The following is a 20699-nucleotide window of genomic DNA, read 5'->3' on the forward strand; positions in this document are numbered from 1 at the left end:
TTAATATTTTGGTCTGTTATAACCCTGTCGATATGGTCTAGCAAGTAATTTTACAGCATTCTCACTGTTAGTTACAGTTCCTTTTTGATTATCCCAAATCAGCTTTTCTCCAGTCTCATAGGCAATCATACTAAGCAGAACTGATGCAGATGAGTGGAATCCATCAAGGGTAGTGCAGCTAATCAAATCCTTATTATTACTCCTAACAGCATTTATAAACTCTTCAACATGCTTTTCTTGCATATCGGGAGTTGGAAGATCTATTACTTCTTGCTCCTGGTTATTGCCAGTGGGCTTGATTATTAGTCGGTTGTCCGAAGCAAACAGAGTACCTTTGTCACCATAAAAGAAGACTCCGTTGTTATACTGAGAATCAATTTCACCTGTGCCCCATAATCTATGTTGCCAAACCAGTGGAACCTCACTGTAATTCAATGTAGCAGTAAGCGTGTCCGGTGTTGTGATTTTACCTTTCAACTTATAGAGACCTCCGGATGCCTGTATAGATTGAGGCATTCCATAACCCATTATTGTCCGGATTATATCTATATTATGAATACCCCAATCAACAAGATGCCCGTTTCCATACTCTTTCTCAAGACGCCATGCCAAATGACCAATAGAAGGGCTATAAGGTAGTTTGGGAGCCGGTCCGCACCATTCATCCCAATCGAGTGATTCAGGTGGGTTCTGGATTGTCGTGTCTTGTGTCCCGGGATTATAATGTATCTGTGCTCCTATTTGGTAAACTTCTCCAATTCTGCCATCCTGAATCAGATCTTTAGCCTTTTTAAAAGCTTTGTTCTGCCTTCTCTGAAATCCGATCTGAACAATGTTGCCGGCTTTTCTTGCAGCTTCTACCATTGCTTTACCTTCATCTACATCATACGACAAAGGTTTTTCGCAGTAAATTGGCAAACCTTTCTCACATGCAGCTATAAATTGCAAAGCATGCCAATGTGGGGGAGTACCAATCATTACACCATCCAGATCTGATACATCAAGCAGTTCTTTGTAGTCTTTAAAGCCCCTGGGGGTACTACCCTGCAATGATGTTAACTCTGCAATACTGTTGCTCAGATGTTCTGTGTCAACATCAGCTACTGCAGATATTATTACATTACCTGCCTGCAGTGCAGCTTTTGCAATCACCATTCCATACCATCCACTTCCGATTAGTCCAAGTTTTAATACCCCCTTTTGGGAGGATCTATTTATGGGTGTACTGTAACTGTTCAATCCTGATGCTAAGGCAACCGTAGCAAGGGAGGAACTTTTGATGAAATTCCTTCTATTCATATATTAGTAGTTTAAAAAATGCTCATTTCAGGTAGATTCAATAAGTAGCTATAAATTTTTAAACGTACTATATCTGTAAATTGTTCTTATAATACTCTTACCTCGCTCTTATCAACCTCATAAAATAACGAAGATCATAAGGGAGAGGTAACAGATTGCTTAACCCTTTTAATGAGTTTAGTAAATATTATGTTTGCTTAAAACAGTTCGAAAATAGAATGAATACTGTCTAATATTTTTTACCTGTCAACAATAGTTTAAGGTTTGTGGTAAGTTTTATATAAGGCAGAGGTTTTATATGCTGAGGTGCCAGTCCAATTATTCTGCTTATTCTAACTGTAGAGTGTTTAAATGAGTACCATTTTCTATGAAGATCATTTTGAAATGTTTTTCTTTTGAATAGGTCATATCCAAAGTTGCCCCCACTGAACACATCGTCTAAAATGAGATCAACGTACTTGCCTTTGATATCTGTTTCAAATGGGAAATATTCTGGTTTAGCTTCTAAATATTTGATTGCGAATGCTGCAAATTGCTTCATGGCATATGATAAATCAAAAGAGTCGACCAGCAAATTAAAGCTGCTTCTGTTAATATTATCAGAATTGGTTTTCATAAATAGCACCCAGTCGCATATCTGTTTCATTCCTATTCCCAAATGAATAAAATGGTGGAATATATGATAGAAAATATAAAAAGCATTTAATTCATCGGGAAGTACTTTTACTTTTAACCCTTCAATCTCTACTTCTTTAAATTTATTGTTCTCAACTACATCCTGAATTTTTTCACTAAATAGTTTATCATATTTATCAATACCAAAAAAGCATATATTCTTATGGTTTTCTATTTGGATGTCATTGTATATAAATCCTTGATGATGAATATTTTCGTCATCCATCTCATATCCATTTGATACTGCCCACCTGTTTACCTTCTGATAATCGCCCTTATTAAAAAGATAAAGATCAATATCACCAGGACTTCTGTGATTTGGAATAGGATAAAAAAGAGCGTTTCCCTGACCTTTTAATAGGATAAAAGGTGTATTTAATTTCTCATACTCCCAAAAAATGTTTTTCAGCTCCTCATTAAATCTCCTGTTTCGCTTTTCGATAAACTGTGTTTGAAGAAATAGTTTATATATAATCTTCCTGTCTGGCCAGACCGATTCAGGTAAAGTCATAATTCCATCATATAGGAGAGCGCTGACCGATTGTGACTCAGCAAAGCTTACAAGTTCAGTCCATATCTGTTCATCAATATCTGTAAAAAGGGTCTCTTCAGCTTTTCTGTTCCAGATTGCAGATTTTATTAGTTCAAGAAAGAGTGATATAGTAAGGTTATTCATATATTTTTTTTATTTCTGCCTAATTCTTCTGTATATACCCAGGTAAATCCTACGCAACAAGGGTGATTTAAACCAACAGAATCTCATTATTTTCCAGATAAGACTCGATTTTGTTACTCTTTTATTTCCTCTGTATATGCATGTAACTTCGGCAATTACAGAGTCAGTTGGACATATTTCTCTTTTTTTTATATTACCATCACCTCTTAATGTTATCTTTTCTGATGAAATTTTTTCTGCTCTATGAATTACATAATAGTTATTGTTGATAACAGCCAACAGGATATTCCCCTTTTGAATTGAGTTTTCTGATATCGGACTTAACTCAATTTCATCCACTTCAGGTCTTATTAATGGCAACATACTGTTCCCTTTTGAAGGAATCCTGACACTTTTCCCATCATTAATCTCATTTAGGATATGTGAGAAGAAAACATCGTTAGGAATAATCATTTGCACCATCCAAGAACATATAAAACTCCTCAAAGATATAATTATTACCGGTTTTTAATTCAGTTTTTTTCAATAATCAGTTTATCAATATTAAATTTGCAGAAATAACGTAAAATGTAATCACTGAATAAAATGAAAGATTTAATATTTATAGTCCTGTTCTCTTTAATCTTCGGATTTATGGCATGTAACACAGATAAGATTAAAAGTGATGATATGAAAGAAGCAGAGTATATTTCAGCAGCAACAGCTGATAAATTAATTTCAGAGATGAAAGATTCTCTGGGAGAGGATCATGCTTTCAGAATAGAGAGAGGTGTAAAGCAGGTGGCGCAGCTTTGGCGCGAGTCTGACGGAACAACAGAAGATTTTGTTGATTTTTGCAACTCCTCTTTTGTAAGCGATTCAGAAGAACTTTCAAAACTATTTACTACCCTTGAACGTAATTTTGAAGTGATTAATGGTTATTACCACAAAATGGATGTTGAGCTGAAAATGCCATTACAGCTTGTTGGACCTGATATTACTCCGGTTGATATGATGTTTGGCAGTTATGATGCATCTGCACATTTAAATGACGACCTCTATTCAAATAAAATTGCTTTTATCACTGCACTAAACTTTCCATTCTATTCACTTGAAGAAAAAACTGAACTGGGTGAAAAATGGAGCCGCCAGGAGTGGGCATATGCTCGTATGGGCGACAGGTTTATATCCAGAGTGCCGGCTAATATTCAGCAGGAGATATCGAAAACTTTAACTGAAGCTGATGCTTATATCTCTGATTATAACATCAATATGTATAAGCTGCGTAATGATAAAGGTGAGCAGCTGTTTCCTGACGGAATGAAACTGATATCTCACTGGGGATTGCGTGATGAACTTAAATCGAATTATGCTGATACTGAAAACGGTCTTGAAAAACAGAGGATGATATATCAGGTGATGAAGCGCATTGTTGATCAGTCAATTCCTGTCAAAGTGATTAATAACGACACATATATATGGAATCCATATACAAACGAAGTGAGGGATAACGATGTAGTCTCTTCTCCTTCTGAGGATATAAGGAGATATGAGATTTTCCTGAAAAATTTTCATGTGATGAGAAAGCTGGACCCATATTCTTCTCATTACCCGACGCAAATCGATCGTGCATTTGATGGAACAATGGAGATCCCTAAAAAAGATGTGGAAGAGCTGTTTAAAGGTTTGATTTCATCTTCACAAGTGAAAAAGGTAGCAGCATTTATTGAAGCCAGACTAGGTCGCAAGTTAGAACCATTTGATATTTGGTATAACGGATTCAGTTCGGGAGAGACCGTTTCTGAAGATCGCCTTACAGCTATTACTTCAGCAAAATATCCAAATGCAGAGGCTTTGGAGAAAGATTTGCCAAATATATTGGTGAAGCTGGGATGGTCAACAGAGAAAGCCAGGCAGATATCATCGCTGGTTACGGTTGATGCATCACGTGGTGCAGGTCATGCCTGGGGTGCTGAAATGCGTAATGATGTTAGTAGATTACGTACCAGAATAGGTGACAGTGGTATGGACTATAAGGGATATAATATTGCAATTCATGAGTTTGGACATAACGTGGAACAGACGATCACAATGAATGATGTGGATTATTATGTTCTCAATGGTGTGCCAAATACTGCATTTACAGAAGCTGTGGCATTCCTCTTTCAGAAAAGGGATCTTGATCTTCTTGGACTGCAGAATCCCAACCCGGAAGATGAGTTTTATCTGGCACTTGATAATTTCTGGTCAAGCTACGAGATTATGGGTGTATCACTTGTCGATATCCAGGTGTGGGAGTGGCTGTATGCAAATCCTGATGCAACAGCATCGCAACTCAAGGATGCTGTGATTTCGATCTCTAAAGCTGTTTGGAATGAATATTATGCTGATGTACTTGGTGGAGAAGATGAGATACTACTAGGTATATATTCTCATATGATTGATTATCCTCTTTATCTTCCAAACTATCCTATGGGTCATTTGATCGACTTCCAGATAGAACAGCAGGTGCGTGGAAAGAACCTGGCATCAGAGATTGACAGAATGTATACGCAAGGTAGTATCATTCCTCAATTATGGATGAAAAATGCTGTTGGTTCGCCAATATCAATTGAGCCACTGCTTAGTGCGACTGATAGGGCTTTAGAGGAACTGAACAAATAATATCAATCCATTGTAATCAGGATATTGAATAGGTCGTAGGCTGCCTGAAGAAAATTATGGCGGTACTGACCTGCTTTCTGTTGTTCATTGAGAAGATCTGATTGTCGGATGTAACCTTTTTCATATTGCAGCTGTACAGCTTTTGAGTTCTGAAGGCTCATTTCCCAGCTATCCCTGCTAAGCTGGTAATTTTTCTGTCTCACCTGAAGCAGTGAAAGATTGTTTAGTCGCTCTTTCTCCTGTTTATTACGTATATCACGAAGATTCTCAGTTTCCATCTGCTGTTGCAGGCGTAGTCGTGATACTTCTTTTGTTGTGTTGAGTGATCTGGAAATGGGCAACATGACTGAGAGTCCGATATAGCTGTTTCCTCTCCAATGATTATTGTTGAAAAGAGAAAAATCGTTATTGTAGTAATTGCTTCCAAGATATCCATTCAGTGAAAGGGTAGGGGCATATTTAAGTTGAGCCGATTTCACTTTAAGTGATGCGAGATTTGTAACTTCCTGCTGACGGAGAACTTCCAAGTCGTTTAAAATGTTTTTGGATGTTTTCTTTTGTTCAACCTTTTCAAGCAGTGAAGGGATATCTTCCTCTAAAAAAAGTGATTCGATATTCTCTGAAGTAACATCCTTTCCTATAAGGTAAAGTAATTCAGCCTTCCTGTCACCAGCAATTTTTTCTGCCTCCAGGAATTTTGAAACAGACTCATTATAGGCTCTGTTTGCATCATTTTTTTCGGATAAACTAATTTGCTCTTTCTTGAAAAGTTGATTGGCATTATCCAGAAGCTCCTCAAAATATACAACATCATCTTTAAGTAACTTCACCTGCTCTTCAGCAATTATACAGTCGGCATAAGCAAGCGCAACCTTTTCTTTTAATTCTGCTTCAGACATTTCAGTATCATATTCCTGAATTCTTAGCTGATGCTGTTGCTTTGCAACACTATTTACTTTTTCAGGGTTGAAAAGGTCATATTTCATATTCAAACCTGCAGATGAGTTCCACTTGGTATTAAATTTCAGATACATAAGCTCCCCTTCCGATGCTGAGGGATCGAAAACATTAGCAGGTACCGGAGTAGCCGGTATTATAAGGTTGCGTCTTAAGTCACCTGAAAGATATATGTCCGGTACATACTGCAGCTTGCTCTCATCTACCTGAATTGATGCCTCTTGTAGTTTCAGTTTATTGATGTTCAAAACGGGAGAATGATCCATTGCATAAGTTACAGCCTTATCAAGTGTATAGGTTTCCTGAGCAAATGCAACTGCTGAAAACAGCACTATGTTTATATATATGAAGATAGATTTATACATGATTTTTTAATTGATTAAAAAATTACCTGAAGACAGAAGACGGTTCCACCTTTCTTAATTTACGTATTGAAAAATAGGAACTGCCAACAGATATTATCAATGTTGTAAAAAAGAGAAAACTTAATAATGCGGGGGAGAGACTAATAATAAGTCCTCCTTTTGCCATACCAATCTTGGAGATTATCAATAACAGGAGAGACACAAGATAACCGAATATAGCGTAAATAAAAGATTGTGTGATAACCAATCTTGTGATATAACCACTGGAAGCCCCAATAGCTTTTAATGTTCCATAATCCTTTATGCGGTCATACGTTACCGAATACATGGTAAGTCCGATAATAAAGAATCCGCTTATTATCCCGAACAGTACCAGCGTAGCGAAACTCATACCCATGTTATTAGCAGTCATTACATTCACAATTGTTGCTGTTCTTATCTCATCTTTAGGCCATGCCTTGAGATCGGGTGCAATTTGATTTATCTTTGCGGTAACGGCGTCTACTTTTGTTGCGTCGGGTACAGTCACAATTATACCGCTTATCTGTGATTTTGGCATGCCTGAATAGTATCGCGCCTTGTCGGTAGTTGTATATATCAATGGTGCGGTAAATCCTTTCGCATCTTTTGTAATTACTCCGGCAATAGCCGACTTCCCATTTATTTCGAAGCGTGTACCCAGTTTTACATCATATCTAAGTGTTTTGTTATCATAGAAGTCGGTAGACACTATCTCCGGATTTGCCAGGTTTTCTATAGAACCTGAATGGACAAGTTCTGCATAGGGACCAGCAGCGAGAGTAGGGTAGTCACTACCTATTATTACAGCTGGAGCATCCTTGCCATTTGGAAATCTAACAGCTACGTTTGTAATTACAAATCCATGAGTATCTTCAACTCCTTCAATACTTCTTAATTGATTTACCCATCTTATATCGAAAGGTGAAAGTTGGTTTACGTTTTCTGTCTGTTTCTTCACTACGAAAACCTGAGAATATTTTGGGTTTGAATTGCCAACAATCCCTCCTATAATATCAGCAAGATAAAAGAACATGCCCAGTTCAATGCCAATCAGGTAGATACTGATTACAATTGCCGCCAGGATACCCATGCTCTTGGATTTTTCAAAGCGAACAAATTTAAATGCGGTTGTGAACATATTCAGTTAGTTTAGTTGTACCCTGCACTCTACCTTTGACTCAATAAAAAGTGTTTTATTTATCTCATCGAGGGATACTTCTATTTCACGAATACGACGATCCTCCAGATCTGTTCCACTATCTGAGAATAGTGATTTCTTTTTTAAGTCGGGAGAGATTCTGTTTATTTTACCTGTTGCAGCCAGTTCCGAATCGCCATGCAGGTTAATATAGCATGTTTGTCCTATATCAAGTCTGTCAGCAAAAAGCTCATCAATTTCCACAATAACAACCAATGGTTTATCAGGTGAAAGACGTCCATATTGCTGATGCATACTTACCGCCTCTCCTTCTCTTGGTGTTATATCCAGCAAAGTTCCATCCAAGGGTGCACGGAATAGTGTTTTATCCAGTTCATTAGCTTTAGAGGCACGTTGTACTCTTATCTCATTGAGTTGAGATTTCTTTAGGTTGTAGTCATTCTCAAGTATTTTCAATCGTTCTGTTTTTTGATCGAACTCACTTTGCAATCTTCTCACATTTTCACCTGTTGTAGCTCCTGCACTAAGTAACTCTTTAGCATCATTCAACTGTCGGGTCAGATCACTGTATGCAATACGCTCCTGGTCAATAGTGATTTTTGCTGATTCAATAGACATCTCTTGTGTTCTGATACGTGAATCCGCTTCTTTTAATGCAAGCTCCTCGTCACTATTGTAAAGAGTAAGTATTAGATCACCTCGACTTACCTTCTCACCAGGCTTGGCATTTATTTCCATCACTATACCTGCTGCTGGTGCAGCCAGTTCAATCACACCTCCCTGTGGTACGATCTTACCTACACCTACAACATTCACTGGAATAATTGAGGTAGCCTCGGTTTCGCTATTTTCCTGTTTACTGCCACAGGAAGCTAAAATTAAAACAGATAAAAAAAATGCTATTTTTCTGTACATATGTAATTTATTTTCTTAAAACTCGTCCTCAATAGCCGTTTCGCTAATTCTGCCTTCTGAAACATATATGGTTCTGTCAGCATATTTTTTAAGTCTGACATCATGGGTTACTACAATAACTGCACGGTTGTCAAGTGAGAGCTGACTTAACATTTCCATTACCATCTTGGCACTTTTATGATCAAGAGATGCTGTTGGCTCATCACACAGTATTAACTTAGGATCAGTTATTAATGACCTGGCTATAGCTATTCTCTGTTGTTGTCCTCCACTCAGGTTTCTTGGGAGATTATAGATCCTGTCTTCCATCCCAAACTGTCTGATAAGTTTCATGGCTCTTCTCTTTGCTTCTTTCCGACTCACACCCTGCAGCAACAGGGGCTCCATCACATTCTCCAGTGCATTAAGCGGAGCCAGAAGATTGAAACCCTGAAAGACAAATCCTATATGTTTCAATCGCAGTTTAGCAAGTTCCTTTTCTGAAAGATCATTAACACATGTGTCCCCAACCCATACTTTCCCCATGGTAGGATAAATTACAGATCCAAGTAGCGATAAAAGTGTTGTTTTACCTGATCCTGACGGACCAACCAGTAATGTAATCTCACCTGTTCTGAATTCGGTAGTTGTAGGTTGTAGTGCTACAATTGTAGATTCTCCGGTTTTATATTCCTTCCCGGCTTCTGATAGTCGTGCAGCTATTTCCATAGAATAGTTTTGATACAACAAAAGAAACGATAAATTTACAAATCAGCAAACTTATCGCTCTACAAATGTGGGTTATTATAAAAATATATTTAAGAACTCATTTTGACTGATTTCTTAATATTTTATCCATACTTTTTCCTTTAGCCAACTCATCAACCAATTTATCTAAATATCTGATCTGTCTTGTTATTGGATTATCAATATTCTCTATTCTGTAACCGCAAATGACTCCTGTAATCAGTTCGGCATTTGGATTGAGAGTGGCGTTTTCAAAAAACTCTCTTAATGTTGTCTTATTTTCAATAAATTCCAGAAGTTGACTCTCGTTATAATCGGTAAGCCATTTAATTACCTGCAGAAGCTCTTCTTTGGTTCTTCCCTTTTTCTCTATTTTGGCAATATAGTGTGGATATACTGATGCAAAAGTGATTTTTGCAATCTTCTCGTTATGTTCAGGTGTAACTTGCATAATTGTTATTTTTATTCAGGTATAACTCCATATGAAATATCTTACTCCATACTCCTGATTCGAACCTCTATCTCTGAATTTTCCAGTCTTGATTTTATTGCTTCTACCTCAGTATCACCAAAGTGATATGGATAAAGTACTTTTGGTTTAAACATGTTAGCTGCTTTAACAGCTTGATCTACAGTCATAGTGTAAGGTTGATTCACAGGTAGGAATGCAATATCAATTTCTTTTAGATTATTCATTTCTGGAATATCTTCTGTATCCCCGGCAATATAAATGTTCAGACCATCTATTGTAAGAATATAACCATTATCGCGATGACGTGGATGAAACTTTTCTCTTCCTTCGGTATAGTTGTATGCAGGAACAGCCTCTATATGAATATCTTCTCTCAGATTAAGATTATCACCATTTTTCATCACATCACCTTTCGAAATTATATCACGGCTCGATTGATTAATAATGATTCTGGTATCCTCTTTCGTTAAATTATTAATTGCCTTAATGTCCAGGTGGTCACCATGCTCATGAGTAACAAGTATGAAATCAGCCTTAGGAAAAGTTGAATAATCAGCGAACATTGTTACAGGATCAACCTGTATATACAATCCATCGTATGAAAGCATCAGTGAGCCATGTTTTATAAATGTAATTACAACTTCTTTATTTGACTTAGTTTTAAAGGTGTCAGTCTCAAAGTTTTCGGCAAATAGTAGATTGGAAATCATAATTACAGCAGAAATTAAAATAATTCTTAGTTTCATATTGATGCAATTTAATGTTTTAGTAAAAGTTCCTGTTAATAAAACAAACAGATAAATTTCTTGTTCAGTTAATTACTCTGTGTCAAATATTAATAATTTTGATCCTCTCAATATTTCCCTCTTACCTGGAGGTCCTGGTAATCTCTCCATCTTGAAACCTGCACTTTGCAGCATTCTCCTTACCACTCCTTTTGCACAATATGTGGTGAAAACAGCATCTGCATCAGATAAAGAGTATATTTTGCCGAAAATATCCTCTGTCCACATTTCCGGCTGTTTGTCCGGTGCAAAAGCATCAAAATAGATTAGGTTGAATAGTCTGTCAGCTCTGATCTTCTCACATTTACTAAAATCAAACTTTTGTTTTAGTAGTGTGAATCCGGGTAAAATGTCAACTGCTCTCTCCCAGGGAGTAGTGTGAAGCTTCATGAAAAGTGTTTTATCTATTACTTTAAAATGCTCTGATTCACTCAAATTTGTTTGTTGTTTAAACTTTTTCTGTTCAGACTGATTTATTAATTCGAAGTAATTAAGTTTTTCTGCTTCTTTAATAGAGACAGGGTATAACTCCACGCTTTGGTAAAACACATTTACATTCAACTTTTGAGATTCTATCAGAGTGAGGAAAGCATTTAATCCGGTTCCGAAACCTATTTCAAGAATATTTATACTCTTTTGGTCATCCTGATTGATGTTTTTCTCCAGGAAGTATTTGAAACCGGTATCAATAAAGACATGCTTCGACTCCTGGATTGCACCATTAACAGAATGATAGTGTTCATTCAGTTCAGGCACAAACAGGGTGTGTGAGCCATCTTCTGTAGTTATTATTTTATGTTGCATAATAAATTATCGTGTAGAATATTGTATTGTCAGGTCTACTGTGAAAATAAGTCCCACAAACAAATTTATTAAATCTTTGTTTACTATTTCCATCAGAGAATGAAAATTATTACATTTGTCTACAAATTAACAAGATGCAAAAATATTTTCCTGTAATAATTGTCTTTTTATTTTTCCTTTCATGTAACTCAGCGTCCAAAAGAGATGGCGTTGATGATAAGGAGCTATTGACAGTAACGATTGAACCTCAACGATACTTTCTGAATCAGATTGCTGGTGATATATTCAGAATAAATACGCTTGTGCCACCGGGAACCAGTCCCGAAACTTATGAGCCTGCACCCTCGGTAATGCTGGAAATGGCTAAAAGCAAGATTTACTTCAAGGTGGGAGACCTTGGTTTTGAGAGAGCTTGGAGCAGTCGCTTATCAGACAATAATCCTGATGTCAAAGTTGTTGATTGTTCAGCGGGAATTGAGCTGATGGGTGGTCATATTCACGACCATGAGGATGGAGATTTGGATCATCATCATGAATCGATGGATCCACATGTGTGGTCTTCTCCTAAAGCTGTGAAAATATTTGTTCAGAATATGGCAGATGCTCTCATCTCTGAATACCCTGAATATGAAGATATATTTAATGAAAACCTGGAGAGATTTGTTGCAAAAGTGGATAGTATAGATCAGCTTATTAGTACAGCACTTGAAGATATACCTGCAAGATCCTTTATAATATTCCATCCCGCATTGAGTTACTTTGCAGAGGATTACAACCTCCATCAGCATAGTATTGAGTTTGAGGGAAAGAGTCCCTCTTTATCTCAAATCAGAGAGTTAGTGGATGTTGCAAGAAAAGAGAATATAAATACACTCTTCATTCAAAAAGGGTTTGATAAAAAAAATGCAGAAGTTATTGCTTCTGAAGTAGGAGCAGAGATTTTTGAGATAGATCCATTAAGCTACAAATGGGACGAAGAGTTGATTCGCATAGCTGAAATTTTATCGAGAGTGGAATAATTGAAAAACTTATGATTTGAGTTTTGCAAGTTTTCTGTAGTTATTGAAAAGAAATAGATGAATAAGCTAATTGAGATAGAGAGACTGAATGTAGGTTATGAAAATAAACCAAATGTGCTAAGTGATGTGTCGCTTACCATATTTGAAGATGACTTTCTTGGAATAATTGGTCCCAATGGAGGAGGTAAGACCACATTATTAAAAACTATACTGGGACTAATTGAACCTCAGGATGGTGTTATTAAGTTTTACAACAACGGTAAGGTTGTACCATCATTGAACATTGGCTATCTCCCTCAAATAAATCAGATTGATAAAAAATTCCCAATCTCTGTTTCTGAAGTAATACTTTCAGGACTTACTCCCCATAAACAATTAATCAGACGTTATTCCTCAAAAGACAGGCAGAAAGTAAAGGATGTAGCAGAGAGAATGGGAATCGAAGAGCTTCTTCCAAGAGCAATTGGTGAACTCTCAGGAGGGCAGCTGCAAAGGGTTCTCCTTGGAAGAGCAATCATTGATAATCCAAAGCTTATTATTCTTGATGAACCAAGTACTTATGTTGATAAACTTTTCGAAACCAACTTTTATAAACTTCTGGGTGATATAAACAAAGAAATTGCCATAATGCTGGTTTCGCATGATGTTGGCACCATCATTTCTTTAGTTAAGAATATAGCTTGTGTTAACCAGGGACTTCATTATCACTCTGGGAGTGATATCTCTCAGGAATGGCTTACAAATGCTTATCAGTCTTGTCCTATAGAGATATTGGGACATGGTTCTCTTCCTCACAGAGTTTTAATGGAGCATGATCATCTTCATGAACATGAACACTCTGCTAACACTAAAGATTAAACTATGGCCGATTTAATCTGGATTATACTGTCTGCGCTGCTGTTGATTGTTGGGGCAGTTGGTACTATTGCTCCTATCCTCCCGGGGCTGCCGTTATGCTGGGCAGGATTGCTTGCCCTGAAGTTTATACCAACTACTCAGAATGAGATATCATGGGTTACAATCATTATACTTGGTGTGGTGACAGTTGTAATTTCAATACTTGATAATGTACTGCCTATATGGGGAACAAAGAAGAAGGGAGGAAATAGGAAGGTTGTCTGGGGAGCGACAATAGGACTTCTGTTTGGTTTCTTTATCGGACCATGGGGTATAATATTGGGTCCATTCGCTGGAGCGCTGATTGGAGCATTAATAACAGGCAGCAAATTAAAACCGGCCGCAAAACAAGCATCTGGAGCATTTGCAGGTTTTTTGGCCGGTCTTTTATTAAAGCTGATAACAGCTGGTTTTATAATATTCTTCTTTATCCGAACTTTACTTTGATGAGAAAGGATTTAAGAGTTTTTGATAATGTATTCAGCTATCTGAACTGCATTTAAGGCAGCACCTTTACGTATCTGATCGGAAACAGTCCAGAATGATAATCCATTTTCATTAGTCAAATCTTTACGTATACGACCAACATAAACAGGGTCAGTACCTTCCAGGCCGAGTGGCATTGGGTACTCTTTTTCATTAGGATTGTCAATTAGCTTTACACCATCTGCCTTGCTGAAAGCTTCGCGAGCTTCCTCTATAGATATCGGACGTTCGGTCTCAATCCATATGGCTTCTGAGTGTGCACGCATTACAGGTACACGTACACATGTAGCACTAACTTCAATATTTGAATGCATAATCTTTCGAGTTTCGTAATACATCTTCATCTCCTCTTTGGTGTAACCGTTATCTGTGAAAACATCCACCTGAGGGATAAGATTATATGCAAGTTGATAAGCAAACTTGGATACTGTAGGCTTTTCCCCTTTAACAAGTTCTCTGTATTGTTCTTCCAACTCTTTCATAGCAGCGGCACCTGCACCGGAAGCTGCCTGATATGTTGCAACATGAACCTTTTTTATATAAGTAATATCTTCTATCGGTTTTAATGCGATCACCAGTTGAGCTGTTGTACAATTAGGGTTTGCTACTATTCCCTTCGGACGGTTTAATGCATCTTCACCATTAATTTCAGGAACAACAAGAGGCACCTCGTCGTCCATCCTGAATGCACTTGAGTTGTCAATCATAATGGCTCCGTGCTTGGTGATTGTCTCAGCAAATTCAAGCGATGTGCTACCACCGGCAGAAACAAATGCAATATCAATACCCTTGAAATCATCATTGTGCTGTAACTCTTTAACTACAATCTGTTTACCTTTGAAATTATATGATGTTCCGGCACTTCTTGAAGAGCCGAATAGATGTAATTCTTTAACAGGGAAATTTCTCTGTTCCAAAACACGAAGCAGCTCTTGTCCTACAGCTCCGCTAGTTCCAACAATTGCGATGTTCATAATGATTGATTTTTAATAACTTTAGTTTGAATAAGCAGATAGTTTTATCTACCAGCTTTTTAATTAACTCTTTGGAAGAATGATAACCTTATTATCTACTTCGATCAACTGACAAAGATATGAAAAAGAGAATAAAAACTTATCTTATTGCAATTTTCTTTGTTAATTTCCCTATTTTTAATATGTAATAACCTTTTGGGAGTGATAGTATATACTCATTTGTGCCAGCATTTATCCTTCTGTTATAGACCTTTACTCCCATAATATTATAAATTTCCAGAATGTCGTCTTTTGGCAGATTTTCGATTATGAGGCGATTCTCAGCAAGTTTAATGACTACACTATCCTGACCTATATTGGGCTGGTGATAAAATTGATTCTGATTATTAAAGTTAAGATGGCTGTCTGGCATCCCTATAAAAGTATTGCGCTCAGTAGAAAAGCAAGTTCCAACTGAGAAACAAAAAGAGATCAATACTAAATAGAAAAGCCTCATAGTACTAAATTACATCAATTCTAGCTGCATCAATAAAAAAGCTAAAGTTCAAATATTTTTCCTTCAGATGCAAGTTCAGTTTCAGGAAAAATTAATGATGCTTCCTTAAGAAGCACTCCTAGTTCATTATATCTGGAAGAAAAATGTCCAATAACAAGCTTCTTTACTTCAGCCATTTTAGCAATAGTTGCAGCCTGACCTGCAGTGGAATGATATGTTTCTTCCGCTCTTTTATTTTCACTTTCTGCAAATGTAGCCTCATGATATAATAGATCAACATTTTTTATGTACTTAACAACATCCGGGTCATAAGCAGTATCAGAGCAGTATGCATATTTCTTTGAAGGTGTTCCCGGAACAGTAAGAGTCTCGTTTTTAATAACATCTCCCTCAGTAGTGATAAAGTCATCCCCTCTTTTGATATTATAAATCATATGATAGGGAATTTTGTGATAATCAATCATTTCTCTGATTATATGACTTGCTGATTTCTTCTCTTCAAATAAAAAACCGTTAGAATCTATTCTGTGATTTAATGGGAAAGAGTGAATTTTTATTGAAGAATTTTCAAAAATAATCTCTTCTGAGTGTGGATTAATAGGAATCACATTTATCTTAAATGATATGTGATTACCCATATAGGTAAGAAAAGGGTTAATTAAAAAATCTATCTCTTTATGAGCATAAATATTCAGGTCGGCAGTTCTTCCAAGCAGACTTAACGTGGAAAGCAGACCAGGCAAACCGAAGATATGGTCGCCATGCAGGTGTGAAATAAAAACAGAATGAAGCTTGCTCATACGAGCCTTAAATTTACGCATCTGAAGCTGTGTACCTTCTCCACAATCAATCATGAATAGCTTATCATTCATTTCTATTAGCTGCGATGGTGGGTTGTGAAGTGTTGTTGGCATTGCTGATCCACAGCCTAATATGGTAATGCAAAATTTAGTCATGTCACCTTATTCCAATTAATTTATGTGTTTGCAAACTAAGTGCCCACACAGGATTATCCTTTATAAGAGAGATACAGTAATCCACATTCTCCTGAATAACTTTATCGTTATCAAAAATTGGACTTAGCAGGTATCTGTTTGTCTTAGGTAAAATTGAAATGTCAGGTAAAGGATCTCCTTTTTGAATTGGAAATCTTAGTTCATCAACCTCAGGGATTAACTCCTTTACTATCTCAAAATTCTGCTTGGGACTGCAGGTTATGTAATCAATACCTGAAGGTATTCTTTTAGTGCCGTTAGTTTCGATTGCTTGCAGGTAGCCCCTCTCTTTAAAAAATGCAACAATTTTGTCATTCAGCTGTAATGCCGGCTCACCACCAGTCCATATAATCCATTTACAGTTATATTTCTCTATCTCTTTAAAAACCTCTTCGAGAGACATCTTCACACCCCTTTCAAAATCAGTGTCACAGAAGCTGCAGGCAAGATTACATTTTGCAAGTCTGATAAAAATAGATGCCTGTCCGGTTCTTCCACCTTCACCCTGCAAGGAGTAAAATATTTCGTTTACATTAAGGTTCATATATAGCCGAAGTTTTGGGGGTTTCGCTCACCTCTACAGCATAAAGCTCCGGTAGTTTAGGCTTGAATGCTTCAAATAACATTTTTGCAATATTTTCAGCAGATGAGTTCAGCGGAGCCATAATATCGTTCAGATTTCTGTGATCGAGGTTTTTATCGATATAATCTTTTACAAAACTAAGTTCATTATAATCACGAACAAACCCTTGAGGATTTAGTTTATCTGCTTTAAGATGCACAGTTACAACATAATTATGTCCGTGAAGGCGACTGCAAGGATGCTCCTCCGGTAATCCAAAAAGAGAGTGAGCAGCAGAAAAAGCAAATTCTTTACTTATTTTATACATTTTATTTCTTTGTTTCTGTTAATTATTCAGGAGATTGACTTCCGACACTAAAATGATTCCGGTAAGTAGTTATTCCCAGATGCAAGATAGTTTCAAATCATGAGTTTTAATCAAAACTAATCAATTAATTTTTCAGGTGCAAATCAGATATTTAATCTATTCAGTAACATCTAACTCCAGCCAAGTTCTTAAAGGATAATGATCAGAGTGATCAATTTTATCTACTTTAGTCTGATAAGCCTTAAAATTATCGCTGTGCATTATGTAGTCTATCCTGAAAAGGAAAAGATATTCGTTATAAGTGATGCCAGGTCCAAAAGAAGTGGATACATAAGCATCCTGCAATCCCTTTTTCATCTGATTATAAGCATAAGAAATGGGGGTATCATTAAAATCACCACAGATTATAGTGCCTTGTGTACCCTGCGTCTTAATATAATCCTTTACCTGATTTACCTGCTTAGCTCTCATACGATAAGCACTACCCAGACGATTTCGTATGTTAGTTGTCACAGTTTCTAATTTAACTGAATCTGTATTTTGCAGGAAGTCACTATAAAGTTTTTTATCCTCAGCCATTATACTGTTAGACTCCAAATGAACATTAGCAACTGTATATCTTTTACCTTCAATATTTATAGTGTAAACAGCAGCTCCGTTATAGGATGATTCAAACACAACTTCATGAGTATCCTCTATCGGGTATTTAGAGAAACAAGCTAGTCCCAGAATATGATACTTGCCTGATGACTCAAGGCCGGTGACAGACCTGTAAGGATACATACTCAGTTTACGGTTTACATCCTGCTGTGAGAATATTGATTGACCTGTTTTGCTTACCAGATACTCTTGTAAACATACAATATCAGCATCAGTCTCTGAAATATAATCCAGAATAGGTCGCTCCTTTGAATTCTTATCCCGTTCCTTAGGAAATCCCTGTACATTATAAGTAAGTATTTGAATTGACTTTTCAGGAGCCTTAGGTTGATTTATTTTTATAGGAAAAAATGTTGTAACAGGCTTATAACATATTAGTAAAGCGATCAGACAGATTGCCGCATATTTCCATTTAGAGAACAGAAGCCAGAAAACAAGGTATGCGATATTTAACAGTAAAATGAAACCGAAACCAAGGCCAATATATGAAAAGAGATTAGTTTTTAGAGTAGATACATTCCATGCAAGAAAAGAACTAAAAAGAAGTGCAATAGCAAATATATTGGTTAAAAATATAACCAATTTCACTACATCTCTGAATTTTCTTTTTTTATTTCTTGCTGGCATCAAAAAGCTTCTTTTTTTCTTCAGGAGTTAATCCGCTATAACCGGACTTCTTCAACTTATCCAATATAGCATCAATTTCCTCCTGCTCTGAGTTCTTCCGATAATTATAATCCCAGTCTGTCTCTTTTCTACTGTGATACACTTTCATCTTGGGTTTCTTTCTGTGAGGTTTAAATAATCCTGCAAACAAATCTATCAGGCGACTCATCCACCCGGTAATATCTGTACCTTTTTTATATTGTATGGCAAATAAATATCCCAGCAGGGCACCACCAATATGAGCTACATGTCCACCAGGGTTTGTGGCACTGCCTAGAGACATGAAATCCAAAACGAATGCGAAAATCGCAATATAAACAATTTTTATCTGTCCAATAAAGAGAAGGTTCAGTTTAAGTTCAGGTCTGTAAAACGCAGCACCCATTACAATTGCCATTACAGCCGCAGATGCACCAATCATCCAGCCCCTTCCCATATCCAGATAATAAGGAATAGTGTTAAATGCAATAACGTATAGGATAGCACCTGCCAGTCCACCCAGTACATACAAACTACCCAGTGTGCGTCCTGTAAAATACTGCATAAATATTTGACCAAACCAGTAGAGCCACAACATGTTAAAAAGGATATGTAAAAAACCTTCGTGAACAAACATGTATGCTACAGGTGTCCAGAACCTCTGTGTAAGTAGCTGCAAATTTGAGGGTACACCCAGTAATGTTATCAGATCCAGACTATGAATATTAAACAGAATGAAGATAACATCGATAACTTTTAAAGCAGCAAATACCAGAACATTGATAAATATTAGCTTTGTCAGTACAGTACCTGACTTGTATTTCAGTTTTAAGTTGTCAATAATATCTGCCATGAGACCTGTCCTTTTTTCTCCAGTACAAAATCATAAAAATGCCAAACAGCATGCCACCTAAGTGTGCAAAATGAGCAACATTATCGCCTATACGGTTTGAAACACCAAAAATCAGCTCCACGAGACCGTAACCTATTACAAACCATTTAGCCTTTATAGGGAATGGAAACGGGATAATGAATAACTGTGCATTTGGGAACAACATTCCAAAGGCAAGCAGAATACCGAATACAGCTCCGGAAGCACCAACAGTAACAGTATTAACCGCATAAAACATGTCTGCCGGAACAACTGCACTTACTCTAAGGTACATCACTATAATCTGAACCAATCCAGCCCCAATCCCGGTAATCAGATAATATGTCAGAAAACGCTTAGGACCCCAAACCTGTTCTAGGGTTCTTCCAAACATAAATACTGCAAACATATTGAAGAATACATGAGAGAAAGAGTAAGGGTCATGAAGAAACATATAAGTTATGGGCTGATATATCCTGAAGTTATCAGAAAATGGGAAATGCAAACCAAACTGCTGAGTCAGGTCGATCCCTCCCCTCCTTAGTAAAACGAATTGTGCTAACCATACTATAACATTAATAATAAGTAAATTTTTTGTTACAGTAGGTAACATGCCTGAAAAGCTATTTCTATAATTATTCATGATTTGAAATCTGCTGTTGAGGCGCAAAAATACGTATTATTTCGAAGCTTATAAGGTTTTTAGACCTATAAAAAGCAAATTTTCAGAAAAATCAAATACTTTTTACCTTTTTTCTTGATTGTTTTCATTTAATAATCTATATTTGACGCCAAATCAGGGCTTCAGCCCATACTTAAAGTTTGTTTAATTTCTTTATTTACGTTTTCTTATGAATAAATCAGAACTAATTAGCGCTATTGCAGAGAAATCTGGTCTTAGCAAGGTTGATTCCAAAAAAGCATTGGACGCAACTTTAGAAACAATCTCCGAAGAAGTAAAAAGTGGTGGTAAAGTAGTATTAGTAGGTTTTGGAACATTCTCAGTTTCAGAAAGAAGTGCAAGAAAAGGTATCAACCCACGCACAAAACAGCCTATCAATATACCAGCCAAAAAAACAGCTAAGTTTAAAGCCGGCTCAGAGCTTTCAGATCTCTAAGGATATTGAAACGGAATAAAAAAGGAACAAACTTTGTAGTTTTGTTCCTTTTTTATTTACCTTTGCGATCAAATTATGACTCCGTAGCTCAGTTGGTAGAGCAATTGACTCTTAATCAATGGGTCGAGGGTTCGAGCCCCTCCGGGGTCAC

23 protein-coding genes and 1 tRNA gene are annotated in these 20699 nt (G+C 36.7%); 6 read left to right on the forward strand and 18 right to left on the reverse strand.

From position 1 onward, the window contains the following. The 3 genes from PHO43_RS02195 to PHO43_RS02205 form a co-directional block, all read right to left on the reverse strand. Positions 1-1299, reverse strand: a complete 1299-nt coding sequence (locus PHO43_RS02195; RefSeq protein ID WP_288009821.1) for a Gfo/Idh/MocA family protein — start codon at positions 1297-1299, stop codon at positions 1-3. A gap of 229 nt (positions 1300-1528) precedes the next feature. Next, a complete protein-coding gene (locus tag PHO43_RS02200) occupies positions 1529-2650 on the reverse strand; it encodes a nucleotidyltransferase domain-containing protein (RefSeq protein WP_045090247.1) in 1122 nt (373 codons plus the stop codon). Between the two features lie 9 nt (positions 2651-2659). Continuing rightward, complete coding sequence (locus PHO43_RS02205; protein WP_288011133.1) at positions 2660-3112, reverse strand: hypothetical protein; 453 nt, start codon at positions 3110-3112, stop codon at positions 2660-2662. Positions 3113-3235: 123 nt separating this feature from the next. On the opposite strand from PHO43_RS02205, the gene PHO43_RS02210 reads away from it, so the two are divergent. Continuing rightward, positions 3236-5293, forward strand: a complete 2058-nt coding sequence (locus PHO43_RS02210; protein ID WP_288011136.1) for a hypothetical protein — start codon at positions 3236-3238, stop codon at positions 5291-5293. Between the two features lie 2 nt (positions 5294-5295). On the opposite strand, the gene PHO43_RS02215 is transcribed toward PHO43_RS02210, so the two are convergent. The 7 genes from PHO43_RS02215 to mnmC2 all read right to left on the reverse strand — a co-directional run bounded on the left by PHO43_RS02215 (position 5296) and on the right by mnmC2 (position 11497). After that, on the reverse strand, positions 5296-6615 hold the full coding sequence (locus tag PHO43_RS02215) for a TolC family protein (protein WP_288011139.1): 1320 nt from the start codon (positions 6613-6615) through the stop codon (positions 5296-5298). Between the two features lie 22 nt (positions 6616-6637). Further along, positions 6638-7774, reverse strand: coding sequence for an ABC transporter permease (locus tag PHO43_RS02220; RefSeq protein WP_288011142.1), 1137 nt, complete (start codon positions 7772-7774; stop codon positions 6638-6640). A gap of 6 nt (positions 7775-7780) precedes the next feature. Continuing rightward, the gene (locus PHO43_RS02225; protein ID WP_288011145.1) at positions 7781-8710 is read right to left on the reverse strand and encodes an HlyD family secretion protein; all 930 of its coding nucleotides are present in this window, start codon (positions 8708-8710) and stop codon (positions 7781-7783) included. A gap of 15 nt (positions 8711-8725) precedes the next feature. Next, positions 8726-9418 (reverse strand): ABC transporter ATP-binding protein, encoded by a 693-nt coding sequence (locus tag PHO43_RS02230; protein ID WP_045090242.1) that lies wholly within the window; start codon positions 9416-9418, stop codon positions 8726-8728. A gap of 97 nt (positions 9419-9515) precedes the next feature. After that, positions 9516-9887 carry a DUF2200 domain-containing protein gene (locus PHO43_RS02235; RefSeq protein ID WP_045090241.1) on the reverse strand — a complete coding sequence of 124 codons (372 nt, stop codon included), beginning with the start codon at positions 9885-9887 and terminating at the stop codon, positions 9516-9518. A gap of 41 nt (positions 9888-9928) precedes the next feature. Further along, a complete protein-coding gene (locus PHO43_RS02240) occupies positions 9929-10654 on the reverse strand; it encodes an MBL fold metallo-hydrolase (RefSeq protein WP_288011149.1) in 726 nt (241 codons plus the stop codon). A 72-nt stretch (positions 10655-10726) separates the two neighbouring features. Continuing rightward, positions 10727-11497 (reverse strand): tRNA (5-methylaminomethyl-2-thiouridine)(34)-methyltransferase MnmC2, encoded by a 771-nt coding sequence (gene mnmC2 / locus PHO43_RS02245; RefSeq protein ID WP_045090239.1) that lies wholly within the window; start codon positions 11495-11497, stop codon positions 10727-10729. A gap of 134 nt (positions 11498-11631) precedes the next feature. Here mnmC2 and PHO43_RS02250 point away from each other — a divergent pair, with 134 nt between their 5' ends. Genes PHO43_RS02250 through PHO43_RS02260 form a run of 3 tightly spaced genes read left to right on the forward strand, consistent with a single transcriptional unit; the run spans position 11632 to position 13860 of the window. Continuing rightward, positions 11632-12516 carry a metal ABC transporter solute-binding protein, Zn/Mn family gene (locus PHO43_RS02250; protein WP_053825916.1) on the forward strand — a complete coding sequence of 295 codons (885 nt, stop codon included), beginning with the start codon at positions 11632-11634 and terminating at the stop codon, positions 12514-12516. A 57-nt stretch (positions 12517-12573) separates the two neighbouring features. Beyond that, complete coding sequence (locus tag PHO43_RS02255; protein WP_045090237.1) at positions 12574-13374, forward strand: metal ABC transporter ATP-binding protein; 801 nt, start codon at positions 12574-12576, stop codon at positions 13372-13374. Positions 13375-13377: 3 nt separating this feature from the next. After that, positions 13378-13860, forward strand: a complete 483-nt coding sequence (locus PHO43_RS02260) for a DUF456 domain-containing protein (RefSeq protein WP_288011154.1) — start codon at positions 13378-13380, stop codon at positions 13858-13860. 11 nt (positions 13861-13871) lie between these two features. On the opposite strand, the gene PHO43_RS02265 is transcribed toward PHO43_RS02260, so the two are convergent. The 8 genes from PHO43_RS02265 to PHO43_RS02300 all read right to left on the reverse strand — a co-directional run bounded on the left by PHO43_RS02265 (position 13872) and on the right by PHO43_RS02300 (position 20073). Beyond that, positions 13872-14873: an aspartate-semialdehyde dehydrogenase gene (locus tag PHO43_RS02265; RefSeq protein WP_288011157.1), complete on the reverse strand. Its 1002-nt coding sequence runs from the start codon at positions 14871-14873 to the stop codon at positions 13872-13874. Positions 14874-15012: 139 nt separating this feature from the next. Further along, a complete protein-coding gene (locus tag PHO43_RS02270; RefSeq protein ID WP_052673204.1) occupies positions 15013-15285 on the reverse strand; it encodes a T9SS type A sorting domain-containing protein in 273 nt (90 codons plus the stop codon). A gap of 125 nt (positions 15286-15410) precedes the next feature. Beyond that, positions 15411-16325, reverse strand: coding sequence for a ribonuclease Z (locus tag PHO43_RS02275; RefSeq protein WP_053825920.1), 915 nt, complete (start codon positions 16323-16325; stop codon positions 15411-15413). 1 nt (position 16326) lies between these two features. Continuing rightward, positions 16327-16908: a 7-carboxy-7-deazaguanine synthase QueE gene (locus PHO43_RS02280; protein WP_053825921.1), complete on the reverse strand. Its 582-nt coding sequence runs from the start codon at positions 16906-16908 to the stop codon at positions 16327-16329. After that, positions 16898-17254: a 6-pyruvoyl trahydropterin synthase family protein gene (locus PHO43_RS02285; protein WP_045090232.1), complete on the reverse strand. Its 357-nt coding sequence runs from the start codon at positions 17252-17254 to the stop codon at positions 16898-16900. The genes PHO43_RS02280 and PHO43_RS02285 overlap by 11 nt, the downstream gene beginning before the upstream one ends. Positions 17255-17410: 156 nt before the next feature. Beyond that, the gene (locus tag PHO43_RS02290; RefSeq protein WP_045090231.1) at positions 17411-18541 is read right to left on the reverse strand and encodes an endonuclease/exonuclease/phosphatase family protein; all 1131 of its coding nucleotides are present in this window, start codon (positions 18539-18541) and stop codon (positions 17411-17413) included. Then, the gene (locus PHO43_RS02295) at positions 18525-19412 is read right to left on the reverse strand and encodes a rhomboid family intramembrane serine protease (RefSeq protein ID WP_045090230.1); all 888 of its coding nucleotides are present in this window, start codon (positions 19410-19412) and stop codon (positions 18525-18527) included. Before PHO43_RS02295 ends, PHO43_RS02290 begins: the two co-directional genes overlap by 17 nt. Next, on the reverse strand, positions 19396-20073 hold the full coding sequence (locus PHO43_RS02300) for a rhomboid family intramembrane serine protease (RefSeq protein WP_082057395.1): 678 nt from the start codon (positions 20071-20073) through the stop codon (positions 19396-19398). The genes PHO43_RS02295 and PHO43_RS02300 overlap by 17 nt, the downstream gene beginning before the upstream one ends. A 208-nt stretch (positions 20074-20281) precedes the next feature. On the opposite strand from PHO43_RS02300, the gene PHO43_RS02305 reads away from it, so the two are divergent. Together PHO43_RS02305 and PHO43_RS02310 are read left to right on the forward strand one after the other, a co-directional pair. Further along, a complete protein-coding gene (locus tag PHO43_RS02305) occupies positions 20282-20548 on the forward strand; it encodes an HU family DNA-binding protein (RefSeq protein WP_045090228.1) in 267 nt (88 codons plus the stop codon). A 77-nt stretch (positions 20549-20625) separates the two neighbouring features. Next, positions 20626-20698, forward strand: a tRNA-Lys gene (locus tag PHO43_RS02310). Position 20699 lies beyond the last annotated feature (1 nt).

Origin of the sequence: Lascolabacillus sp., assembly GCF_028696275.1 — a bacterium.
Lineage (GTDB): Bacteria > Bacteroidota > Bacteroidia > Bacteroidales > Dysgonomonadaceae > Proteiniphilum > Proteiniphilum massiliensis.